Source organism: Paenibacillus sp. 32352, assembly GCF_002042965.1.
Classification (GTDB): Bacteria; Bacillota; Bacilli; order Paenibacillales; family NBRC-103111; genus Paenibacillus_S; species Paenibacillus_S vulneris.
Window position 1 is genome coordinate 182426 of record NZ_MZNT01000014.1, and the last position, 12466, is coordinate 194891.

8 protein-coding genes are annotated in these 12466 nt (G+C 53.2%); 2 read left to right on the forward strand and 6 right to left on the reverse strand.

What is annotated here, in order from left to right:
* The gene (locus B1728_RS28025; RefSeq protein ID WP_179136236.1) at nucleotides 1–390 is read left to right on the forward strand and encodes a DUF5367 family protein; all 390 of its coding nucleotides are present in this window, start codon (nucleotides 1–3) and stop codon (nucleotides 388–390) included.
* Between the two features lie 117 nt (nucleotides 391–507).
* On the opposite strand, the gene B1728_RS28030 is transcribed toward B1728_RS28025, so the two are convergent.
* The 6 genes from B1728_RS28030 to B1728_RS28055 form a co-directional block, all read right to left on the reverse strand.
* Nucleotides 508–2133, reverse strand: a complete 1626-nt coding sequence (locus B1728_RS28030) for a type 2 periplasmic-binding domain-containing protein (RefSeq protein ID WP_179136237.1) — start codon at nucleotides 2131–2133, stop codon at nucleotides 508–510.
* A gap of 58 nt (nucleotides 2134–2191) precedes the next feature.
* Entirely contained in the window at nucleotides 2192–3076 is an 885-nt protein-coding gene (locus B1728_RS28035; protein WP_079913730.1) for a carbohydrate ABC transporter permease, read from the reverse strand.
* 12 nt (nucleotides 3077–3088) lie between these two features.
* The gene (locus B1728_RS28040; protein ID WP_079913731.1) at nucleotides 3089–4060 is read right to left on the reverse strand and encodes an ABC transporter permease; all 972 of its coding nucleotides are present in this window, start codon (nucleotides 4058–4060) and stop codon (nucleotides 3089–3091) included.
* A gap of 276 nt (nucleotides 4061–4336) precedes the next feature.
* A complete protein-coding gene (locus B1728_RS28045; RefSeq protein ID WP_079913732.1) occupies nucleotides 4337–6577 on the reverse strand; it encodes a helix-turn-helix domain-containing protein in 2241 nt (746 codons plus the stop codon).
* 107 nt (nucleotides 6578–6684) lie between these two features.
* Entirely contained in the window at nucleotides 6685–9699 is a 3015-nt protein-coding gene (locus B1728_RS28050) for a chondroitinase family polysaccharide lyase (protein WP_179136238.1), read from the reverse strand.
* A 51-nt stretch (nucleotides 9700–9750) separates the two neighbouring features.
* Nucleotides 9751–10404, reverse strand: a complete 654-nt coding sequence (locus B1728_RS28055) for a YesU family protein (RefSeq protein WP_079913787.1) — start codon at nucleotides 10402–10404, stop codon at nucleotides 9751–9753.
* 403 nt (nucleotides 10405–10807) lie between these two features.
* Between B1728_RS28055 and B1728_RS28060 the strand changes: the two genes are divergently transcribed.
* Complete coding sequence (locus tag B1728_RS28060) at nucleotides 10808–12463, forward strand: stalk domain-containing protein (protein ID WP_179136239.1); 1656 nt, start codon at nucleotides 10808–10810, stop codon at nucleotides 12461–12463.
* Nucleotides 12464–12466 lie beyond the last annotated feature (3 nt).

Below are 12466 nucleotides of genomic sequence, written 5' to 3' on the forward strand. Positions count from 1 at the left end.
ATGTTCCGTAATTATGTCCTATGGGGTATTGTGCTGTGGCTCGGCGCCACGCTTCTGTTTCGCTACTTAGGGCATCTGCTGCTGGGTACGTGGATGTCCTGGGTTCTTTTTGCTGCGGCGGTCCCGCTCATTTACCTGTGTACCGCTCTGGTGTACCGATGGAGAAACGTTCCGGCCTCAGACCGCCTCCTCTGCTCCTGCTGCATCGCGCTTCCGGGCATGCTGCTCGATATAGCGAGCCTGCTCCTTCCTGGACAGGTGTTCCCCGCCATTCCCGAGGAACGCATACCGGTTCTTGCCGCATGGCTATTGTGGGCCTACAGCCTGATTGTTCTATTCGGCTTCCCATGGCGGAATGCTCTCTCGGCTGGACGCAGGTCTATTCTATAGGGAAAGCTCTAATCCGCATCAGCTTGCTTCCTCTTTCGTTGAATGACACAAAAAGCTGCCTCCCGCACAAGCGGAAAGACAGCTTTTTCTTGCTTAGGACAGCCTACAAGCCGTCGCTTATTTGGAGCTGTTATAGCGATCGTAGACGCCTTGATATATTTTCATCATTTTATCGAGTCCCATGTCGTTAAGCTTTTTCACGTAATCGTCCCACTCTTTATCGATGCCGCCGGACATCATCCACTTCGCGCTCATTTTGCCGACATAGCCGTCGATATCCGTTAAGTACCGTGAGATTTGGTCGCTTTCCTCCGCGGTAAAGTACGTTTTCGGGAAGCCGTTGTTCACAAGGGACGGAGCATACACGTTATCCACGTCGACTTTACTGCGTTTGCCGCTAGGGGTGACGACTTTCATTTCGTTCACTTTATTCGTCAAAGCCCACACCGAGTATGCGGTAGGCGGAACCTTCTTGAACTCATCCTCATTGGCGCCGGCAGGAAGCGTAATCTCTTCGTATTTGCCGTCCGGACGCTCCTTCAGGCTGTCTCCGCCTATGACGCCGCTGCTGAATTGCAGCGAAATTTTCGGATCAAACGAGTAGTCGATCCAGCGGATCGTCGCTTCCGGGTTTTTATTCACGTTGGTAATCGAGAAGGAGCCTCTGAGCAGGATACCGGCAGGGTAATCAGCCCACGCGGCCTTTTGTCCGTTCGGTCCTTTCAGCGGAGGAACCGATACGTAATCCTGGTTGCTTGGATTCCAGTCCATGGCGACGCCTACGATGCCTTTGCTTGTCTTGGCATTGAACACCTTGGCATCCTGGGTGAAGCTCTCCTGATCCGCCAAGCCCTCGGCGAACAGCTTGTTAACAAATTGGATCGCTTCCTTATACTGCAGCTGCACCGCCGTATACATCACCTTATTGTTCTCCACGTACAAGTGGTTATGACCGACCTTATGGATATCGCGGTCAATCACGCCGAACGCTCCGAAGAGGGCGTTGATATCCGTGTTGCTGCCGTTGTTCTGTACAAAGGAAAGCGGAATTTGGTCCTTCTTGTTATTGCCGCCCAGATCGTTCTCCTTAAACGCCTTCAAGGTCGTGTACAGCTCATCGATCGTTGTCGGCATCGGCAGCTTCAATTCGTCCAGCCACTTCTTATTAATGAACATCGTCGACTTCGTTCTCGGATACGTCTCGTTAATCGTCGGCAGTGAATAAATATGGCCGTCCGGCGCCGTCAGCTGCTTTTTGTAAGCAGGATTTTCATCCAGCAGCTTTTTGATATTCGGGGCGTATTTGTCGATCAGCCCTTCCAGCGGGATAAGAATGCCTTGCGATCCGTACTTGACGATATCGGTGTCCTCGCTCAGGATGCCATGTCCGTAAAAAGCGTCAGGCAGCTCGCCGCCGGCGAACAGCAGGTTCTTCTTATCCGCCCAGCTGCTGCCCGGGGTCAAGTTCCAGTTGATGTGAATGTTCGTCTTGGCCTCGATATCCTGGAACAGCTTGTAATCGTTCAAGTCTTTGCCTGAAGGCGGCTTGAAGCCCGCGAAGTTCAGGGTCAGCTTCTCCTTGGCGATCGGGAAATCGGTTGCATTAATGTTGCCCGGCAGCTCGCCGGTCTTCTTCTCATCTCCGCCCGCGGCGCCGCTCTTGTCTCCTCCGCAGCCCGTCAACCCCAGTGCAAGCGAAAGCGTTAAGGCGGTTGCAGCAATCGGCCATTTGTTCTTGTTCATCGACATCGTCCCCCTCATGTTCTTCCCATGGTTATATTCAGCAGCGGTTGCCCGCGGTTTACCCTTTTAATGAACCTACCAATGCCCCTTTTACGAAAAACCGTTGAAGGAACGGATACAGGATAAGCACCGGCAAGCTGGATACGATAATGATCGCGTATTTCATAAGCTCCAACCGCTTCTGCTGCTCCTGCGAGCCGTCCTGCAGGTTTTGCAAATCGGAGCCTTCGTTCATGATCAGGATGTTTCTTAGTATCACCTGAAGCGGCTGCATCGCATTGCTCTTCAAATAGATGAGCGCCTGAAAATACGAGTTCCAATGTCCTACCGCATAGAACAGCACCATGACGGCACAAATCGGAAGCGCTAAGGGAATTGCTATTTTCAAGAAAAATTTCATATTCGTACAGCCGTCGATCATGGCGGATTCCAGTACCTCACCCGGAATGTTCGATTGGAAGAATGTCCGTGTAATGATCACATTGAAGACGGATACGGCGTTCGGAATGACCATCGCCCATACCGTGTTCAGCATCCCCAGATCTTTGATCAACAAGTAGGTCGGGATCAAGCCGCCGCCGAAGAACATCGTAAAGACAAGCAGGAACATGAACACGTTTCTCCCGACCAGATCGGTTCTGGAGAGCGCATAGCCGGCCGAAATCGTCAATACGACATTAATCGACGTCCCTAATACAGTATACAGCAGCGAATTGCGAAACCCGAGCCAGATGGACGGTTCGGTCAGCACCTTTTTATAGCCGTCCCAGGTCAAGTGATCGGGGAAAAACAGCAGCTTGCCCGAGTAAATCAGATCCGGGTCGGTGACCGAGGCCATGACGACGAAATAGAGCGGATAAATGACCAGAATCAGTAAAATGGTTATTAACGAATAATTGACCAAGTCGAATGCGACATCGCCTTTTGTTTTTGGAAGCTTCATCCTGTCACCCCTTTACCATAGGCTCGTCTGTTTAAGCGATTTCGCGATTTTGTTGACTGTAATTAATAGAATAAAGTTAATCACGGTATTAAATAGCCCGATCGCCGAGGCGTAGCTGTACTGAGCCTGCACCAGACCCGCCTTGTACACATAAGTCTGAATCGTCTCGGAAGCGTCGACATTCAACGAGTTTTGCATCAAATATACCTTTTCGAACCCGACGCTCATCATATGCCCCATATTCATGATCAGCATAATAATAACGGTAGGCATGATGGACGGAACGTCGATGTGAAGCACGCGCTGCAGCTTGGTTGCTCCATCCACCACCGCCGCCTCGTGCAAGTCCGGGTTGACCGCCGTCAGTGCGGCCAGGTAGATGATGGTTCCCCAGCCTACGCTTTGCCACACGCCGGAAAAGACGAAGACCGATTTGAACCAGGCCGCTTCCCCCATAAAGAAGATCGGCTTAATTCCGAACAGGCCCAGAAACGTATTGACCGCTCCTGTTTTCGGAGAAAGCAGCAAGGAGACAATTCCTACGACAACCACCGTCGAAATAAAATGAGGCGCATAAGTAACCGTTTGCACGACTTTCTTAAAACGTTCGCTGGTCAGCTGATTGATCATCAGCGCCAGTATAATCGGTGCCGGAAAGGCAACCAGCAGCTCGTATACGCTGATCCCGATCGTATTTTTGATAATGGTGCCGAATTGATACGATTCGAAAAATCGGGTGAAGTTATCGAAGCCTACCCATGGACTTCCGCTGTAGCCTTTGATGGGATTGAAGTTCTGGAACGCTATCTGCAATCCGTACATCGGTACGTAATGAAAAATAATAAAGTATGCAAGTGTCGGCAGCAGCAGCAGGTATAAATCATAGTTGATTATGATGCTGCGGAGTTTTTTGGCTGCTTGGGACTTGGACCGGCTCTGTCCTTTTACTATACCCGGCTGCACTGTATCGGTTTGTTGCGCCATCCTGATCGTTCACCTCCATGTTGTCTTTGCCATGCATGTAATCGCTTTTATAGGTTTATTAAACCCCGGCCCGATCCTCTCTGTATATAAGCGAGATCTGCCCACGCACTATGCGAAACTTGATCTGATGAGGATTTCAGGGGCCAATAGGTCAAAATGTACCTGCACATATGCCGATTTTGCATGCGTTTACAACAAAGAAGCCCCGCCGCAGGCGAAGTCCGGTTGTACGGCTGCTTCGACTTACGTCAGGGCTGTTCAATATCATGGGGCTGATCAAGCGCGCTGCTGCTTGCGGTATTCTCCGGGAGTGACTCCGACGGATTGCTTGAACTTGCGTATAAAGCTGGACACGTCGTAATACCCGACCTGCAGTACAATTTCTTTAACGGAACGATCGTCCGTACGGAGAAGCAGCTTCGCCTGATCGATGCGGATTTCATTCAAATAGTCCATCACGGTACGACCTGTCTGCTCTTTAAAATAACGGCTTAAATAGGACAAGGACAGCGAGAAATGGTCCGCAATCTTTTGCACGGAAAAGTCCGGCTCATTGTAATGATTCTGAATATACTGCGTTATTTGATCAATGAGTGCCGTCGGGGACGCCGGCTTATGCTCCTTGAGCGACTCGCACAGCGTAGCGCAGGCGGTAGTGAACAAATCGGCTATTTCATCCAGCGTGGTGAAATCGGTCAATGCCATAACATCGGGAAAGCTTCCGTTGGAGCTCCCCGGCTGCTTCTTCTCAACCACCGCTATGAATTTGCGGATCATATCGTAGCAGAGCTCTCTGGCGATGAACAGCGTCAGCCCGCTTTGCTTCATGCGGACGGCGATCTGCTGAACCTCCTCCGAGATCCGGTCCGGACTGCCGTGCTGCAGCACGATATCCAGATCATCAAGCACCCGTCTCGGATTAAAGACATCCTCATAATGATGAGCCATCATTTCATCGAAGAACAAGGCTCTCTGGCTGCCCCGGATCAGCTTGTAATCGATGGCGGTCGAAGCCTCCAGATAAGACCGGCCGACCTGGGTCAGCTCGGCGTATACGTTTCCGACCCCCATAGTAATGGGAGCCTCGAACACCGTGCTTAAATGCTCATGCAGCTGCAAAAGCCATGCCTTCCACTCCTCCGGCGGGCCTTCGACAGACAGGATGAACATCGCCCGCTTGTCCTCGAGGCTGTCCTTGGAATAGCCGATGTAGCGGCCTCCGAGCTTCTGGTCCACCTCCTGAATCAGTCTGTCCTTATAAGGGACCAAGGAGGACGGATACTCCAGGATCATCACCGCGGCAAGCGGATTCGGAAAGACGATGCCCACTTCCTTGCCCCGCTCATTCATGTCCTCCAGCGTCTTCATCTCGCCTTTCAAGAGGCTCCCTAATAGATGCTCCTTGACGGCGTACCGGTTCTCCTCCAGCTTGCGGCCCAGCAGACGGTTCGAATTGACCATATCATGAATGACGCTGCCGATCGCTTCAAATTCATTCGCTCTGCGAATCGACTGTCCGCGAACCGTCTCCACCAGCGAAGCCAGCCGCTTGACCGGCTTGTAGTTAAACAGCATGACGAGATAGACCAGCAGAGATCCGGCAAGAAAGATGATCAGCAGACTGTTGATCCATTCGACAATAACCCGGTTGACCGGGGCCATGACGGAGGATTGAGGCTGCATCGTGACGTAGAGCAGTCCGCTCTTGGCTGATTTTTGATACGTAACGGCATACGGTTTATTCATAATATCGAGCTGCGAGCTTCCTCTTTCCTCCGTCAGCTGCTTGTAGAAGGCAGGATCCTTCAAATAGTCCTCCTGCTTGTATGCGGACAGCACCTGCCCCTTGGAGTCGAATACGACAGCATTACCCTGCGGCAGCGTCAGCTCCGGATTCAGCCCCTTCAGCAGCATGTCCTCCTTCAGCGTGAACATGACGGTTCCGTAGGGTCGCTGGCTGTTGATCGGTATCGGGACGAGATACGTAATGAACCGCTGGAACGGAAGCCCCTCAATCTTCACATCCTCGGCAGGCCGCAGCAGCGGCGCGGACAGGCTGTTCAAATCCTCCGAGAATTGCTTACCGTTCCAATCGGAATAATGATAAAAATCCGTCACGAAGTCTTTCACTTTATAGACGCTCAGCGAGGAGTACAGGTAATCCGTCCCTCGAATGTTAAGCAGAATTTCGCGGATGCTATCGTCCACGACCTTGCTTTCCAACACTTTTTTGCCTTCATACATGCTGAGCGTATCATGAGTAAGAACATAAGGTGAGAGCTCCGGCGTCTGGGTAATTTGCCCGGCTATTTTGTTCATCTGGATCAGCTTCTGATCCACTTCGTCCTGCAGCTTATCGAGCAGCGCCTGATTATTCCTCTCCACTTCATTGCCTACAATATCGGCCAAACGCAGATACCCGGTCGTCCCCAAAAAAAGCAACGGAAGCAGGAGCAATACTAAGTAGGACAAAAGGTACCGATAAAAGACCGGCAGCCGGTTAATCGCTGATTTCATCCCATCATCCCCTCCGTATGGTTCTCGATGTAAGCCCGGTGAAGCTGACGGTCCGCTCTCCCGGCCGCCCGGCAGGCTTCCTCTCCCGCTTCTTGTTCACCGTGCATTTAACGATGGAGCCTCGTAAGCGTCAGCTGCAGAGGCATCGCATCCTGGCACGTCAGCTCTACAATAGTGCAATCGGTACCGCCTTCGACGACGCGAATGCGGCTGCCCTCTCCCTGCCCGGTCCAGCTCCCTTTGAGCGTTATGCGCAGCGTATGCGGCCTGCTCTCGGCATGAACCCATGCACGGGAATACAAGCTGACCTCCACCTGCCTGCCGTTCTCGTCATATTGATCGGGCTCCGTACCCTCGTATAACCGGAGATCCGGATCTACTGCGCTGACAATCAATCGGTCGCCGTCCTCCCGAGCCATCACCATGCAAGGGGTATCCACGGCGGATACAGGACCTATGTTTGCGCTTTCATCCGCCTCGAACCAGGCATAGGCCGTCGTCCGGCTCTCACGGTCATACACTGCATGCACTGAACGGTCCTTGCGGAGCACGGTATAGGCCGCCTGATCCGGTACAAGCATGGCGTCGTAAAACCGCTTGATCCCCTCGCGATCCGTCTGCACGAGCATCGCGCATTCATAGCCGGCGCCTTTGGGAGCCGTTCCATGATGAAGCCACGCAGCCGCAAACCGGCCCTCCGTATCGGCATCCGTCGCCTGGTGCTTTGAATGCTGAAGCGACTTCGACACACCCAAGGTTTGACCTGCCGGAAGGTAGTATCCGTTGCCCTTATTATCTAACATCCATGCTGGGTTGTCTAATTCCAATTCCCTGCCATAAGGGAACCTGTCGACAGCCTCATCCGCATTCAGCCATAGGGCTTCGTTAGGATCGGCCAGATGGTTTTGAAACAGTGTAGTCCCGGTAGGATGCACATCATTCTCGTTCTCGATATCGCTCCCGAGGCAGATAATCCGGTTATCGAAGAAGAAAAAGGACTTCCTTGCCCGATGCGACCCCTCATACTTGGGATGCTCATGCAGCTTCATCGCGAACATCCCGTTGCGCCCTTCCAGATGCAAGCCGCCGGCGTAGGTTTCATCGGAAATCAGCATCTCCTCGAACCCGCTGAACGTATCCACGTTGCGTACATCGGAACGCAGCTCGGCGATAGGCTTGTAAATCGTCGTCGTTCCCGGCCAGCGGTTCCAGTCCCAGCCGTCATGGTGATAGCCGCTGTCCTCATGATTAATAGGGTCCCCATGACTCATAATTTGCAAATGCCCGTGCGAAATGTATCTTCCGTACAAATTGGCGCTGACATAAGTCTCGTTAGCCCACAGGTACCGGCTGTGCCCGCGGACTCCCGCCAGCCACGAGCCTCTGCGATGAATCGAGAGCGCCGCATAGTTCATCGTCCAATGGCCGTTCGGATCCGGCTCCGGCGTCAGGCCCATAGCCTTCAGACGCTCCCCTGTCACCGTCGGTTGACCGGGCTTCAGCAGCCGCAAATAGGCGGCGGCCACCTCCTCATCGATTTCCTTCGTTCCGTCCGGCGTGCCGGCTAACGCCATATATTCGAACGGCTCGAGCTCGAGGGCCCATTTGCCGGTAGGATGTCGCGCCGACAAGCTGATCAGCCATTCGTATTTGTTCGAATAGAGTCTCATCGCCAGCAGCGCTTTGCGAACCGTCTCGTGCGCCTCCGGCGTCACCCGGTATTCCGTACCGCTGGTAAAGTACATAACCGGCGTCACACCCAGAAACCCTCCGACGGCGTAAGCGGGATAATGATTGACGTGATGATAGGCTGACCCGTCGATCTTGTAAGCCGCGCGCAAGCCTCTTGCCGGAAGAAGTGACTGGCTCAGCCACAGCTTGAACGCCGTCAGCTCGCGAACCTTGTACGGCGTATCGTCCATGATCAGCAAGCTGGCGAGCATTCCGTGCAAGGTCGTATTGAAGATATCGACATTGCCCTCCACTTCTTCGAGCGGCGTATGAATGCGTCCCGCTCCGCTGAACCAATACATCGTGCGCTGAGTCCGGTCAAGACGCTCCTCCTTACGTAAAACGCGCCTCATTAAAAAAACGGCCGGGTAAAAATAGCGGAAATTATAGCCGAAGTGATGCACCGTTCCCTGTGAGCTCCCATATGCCCAGCCCTGGTCCTCCAGATAGTCGGTCAAATCCATGAACATCTCTTTTAGCCGTTGCTTCCACTCCCCATGATCTGCAGAACGGTAGCAGACTGCGATATCCATCATGAGCCTCGTGTATTCCTGCAGCTGCACGCTGTTTGCAAGCCTCTTTAAACGGTCCTTCTCAGGCTCCGGAAAATGATCGAAGAAGGGAAGCTCCACCGGCCGTCCCGAGATACCGTCAGCGGAAAATGAAATATCATAGGATGCGAATTTGCCTTCGATTCGCTGCATATCCTCCGCCGTCACGGGCCTTTTCTTCAGGAAGTATGCCTCGAACCGGTCCTCCATCCTCCGATGGCTGTCGAGCTGTGCAGGCGTTATCTCCTCCGGGACGGGAAGTCTCCGCTCCAGCTGTTTGAAGGCATACAAGCCGAGCCAATGAGCGTTCGCCGCCGTGTCCGCACGAAGATTGACGAACGGGACCTGAACATCCCGCGTATGAAACCGGGGATCAATAGGGGTACACAGCAGCATTTGATCCATGTACAAGGTGCCTACCCCGGCCGATTTCGGCCCTTTGATAATGAGACAATCCATCTCGGGATGAGGCGTTCCCTGCATATCCCGCTCGTATGCTACCCAGGCTGTGCGCCACCCCAGAAAATTAAGCCGAAAATCAAACTCGCAATCCACCTGCTCTCCATCCTTGCGGCCAAACTGGAAGGTCAGCTTATCCTGTATCGGGCGGGGATTATAAATCCATACCGCGAAGGAGGCTCTCGCCTGGCTCCTGGAGCCCTCCTGAAACGGCCTATACCCGATAGCCCCCCTGATCTTCAGCACCGCTTGGCCCGAATAATCCCATTGCAGGCTATGGGCTCCGTCCTTATACCGCCGATTGCTGATTGCAAGCCGTGACTGTCCGTCCGGTATGAAGCTCCCGGGAACACCATCCTCAAAGCTGTATATCACTGTCATCCTACTCCCTTCCATCCTTGGTATCGGCCCATACGGCCCCTTATAGACGTTTTATTTCAACGCATAAACGGTCAAATTCGCATATTCCCCTACCAGCGGCGCCATCTGCCGGAAGCCGATCTTCCCTCCGCCCAGCCGCGGGCCGTAAGTGCGGCCGTCATCCGTCCATCGGAGGACGGTCAATCCGTTGACCGAGAAAGCGATGTCCGCTCCCTGCTTGATCAGCTCCATCCGGTAGACGCCCTGCGCATCCTCCACATCCGGTATCGGATCCGCTCCCTGGCAGACGAGATGAGCCCCGCGGCTTTTGCGCAGGTTGCACGTGTGGAACGCCCGCTCCTCCGGATACCTGCGGCGGAAGTACGACACATGCAGAGCGTTGATATCCCCGCTGTGATAATGCTCATACGGCCCCGTCCGCTTGGCCAGATGAGGAGCAAACAAATCCTCTCCTTGACGGCCGGTTGCGGCAAAGAACAGCATACAAAGCCCCGGCTCCCTTATCGGCCGAAAATCCCAGGCAACGGCAATGTCCACAGGAAACGTCTCCGGACACCAAAATACAAAATTGGAAGCCTGTCCCTCCTCGGGGTCCAGCTTATTCTCCATGCGCATGGCCCCGTTCGGAAACGTTACGGATGCCTCTCCCTCCAAACAAAAACCGCTTACATCTTTCTCCGCAGCGAGGGGATTGTAATAAATCATCTGCTTCTGTACGTCCAACGCTTGTCGCTCCCCCTGGTTTAACCCTATAAATAATAAACAAGTTTAAGCAACAACCCGGGCGATTGTACATAAGCCGTTTCTTTCCGGGGATATGCGAAATTTGCTACATCCCGCAGCAGCAAGGGTTTCCGGATGTGCCAGGCTTGGCTTCACGCGGACCAAATCCTGAAAGCGAAGCCTATGGCGCTCCCTATGCAGACAACGCATTTTCTTCATACATACCGTAACTTATTCGCCTCTGCCTCGTTTATACTTATGAGCTGAAACTATAGGGACAAGCCAGCTGGAAACATTTTATTAAAGGGTTTGGCGGATAGCTGCCGAAATGTTAGAACAGCGGAAGTTGGATTTCAACAGATCAGCAAGAAAAGGAGGCATTCCATTGGTTTTAACAACACAAAGACTAGGCAAGTATATGATGCTGACGGCTCTGGCCTTTCTTATCTTATTCAGCAGTCTGGCACTGCCCGCAGACCGCGCGTTTGCGTTCAAATACGGCTATCAAGGAGCTCCACAAAATACGGTCGGGGTTACCCGCCCCACGCTGACCTTTTATTTAAAGACGGACACGGACTTGATGCCGATCGCTTATTCCATGTTCTTGAACGGCACGAGTGTTCCCGCATCCTACAACAGGGAGCAAGGAGCCTTCACGTATACCCCGGACAAGGATTTGACACCCGGCAGCTATACGGTCCGCATGTCCGTAACCTTCAAGGGCTATCAGCCTCTGGAGGAATCCTGGACGTTCACGGTTGCCCAGAATGCCCAAAGCCAATTCGCGGCCGCAGGCCCGGAGCAGCTGGCAGCATTTAATGCCCTTAATGATTACCGTACGCTGTACGGGCTTCCTCCGGTCAAACTGAATGAACGGCTGAATGCCAGCGCCACCGCGCATGCGAGCTACTTGAATGTTAACGAGGTTAAGCAAACGAACAGCAGCCAGGAGAGCCTTCATCTGCAGGAGGCGGGCAAAAAGCAATTCATCGGAGCGACTCCGCTGGAACGCGCCGCTTACTACGGTTACACGTCCAAGGTCGGAGAAGATGCCGCTTATGTATCCGGAAGCACCAACGAAGCAATGGATTTGTTATTCGATGCGCCGTATCACAGAAATCCGTATCTTGATCCTAACGTTAGCGAGATCGGTGTCGGCAGGGTCGGCGACTATACGATCATTGAGTTCGGTTATGCATCTACGGTAACGAACCAGCTCGTCGTATCTCCCGTACCGGGAGACCGCTATGTTCCTACCACCTTTAACGGCAACGAGGACCCCGACCCGCTCCGTATTCATTCAAGCGCCAATTATCCGGTCGGCTATCCCATCATGGCCCAATATTACGGAACAGGGACCGACAAGGTGAAGCTTGTCAGCGCCGAACTGACCGACAACGCTAAGCAAAAGGTGGATATGCTCATCAACACGCCGGATAACGACGACAAGCTGACGAACGCCTTCATCCTCTTGCCCAGCAAGCCGCTGCAGGCCAACCAAACGTATCGCGTGAAGCTGAGCGTTCAAGTCACCAAAAGTGACGGCAGCACGGTGAATGACAGCAAGGAATGGGATTTTACCACCGAACCGGTGGCCGGAATCGGTAAAACCAAGCTGCACCAAGACTCCGGCAAGTATAAGACTGCCGCCGTTACCGTGGCTCCGTTCTTACGTACGGCCAGCTTCGGGCTGGACGACAGCAGCTACTCCGTTGACGGCATCAGCTTCCCTATGAAAAGACAGCCTGCCATTGTCGACGGCTTCTCCTATTTGTACATCCGCGACCTTGCGGCCGCACTAGGGGCCGATGTGGATTGGGATAACTCCAAGCGGGCGGCCGTCTATACGAAGGGCAATATGAAAGTGACGCTGTATACAACCCAAAACGCCTATGAAGTGAATGGGCAGCTGAAGCAAACGGACACGCCAGCCCGTCTGATCGGCGAAAATACGATGGTACCCGTCCGGCTCCTCGCCGAAGTATTGGGTGCCAAAGTAGACTACATCGATGCAATACGTACTGTGAAGCTGAGCTATTAATAA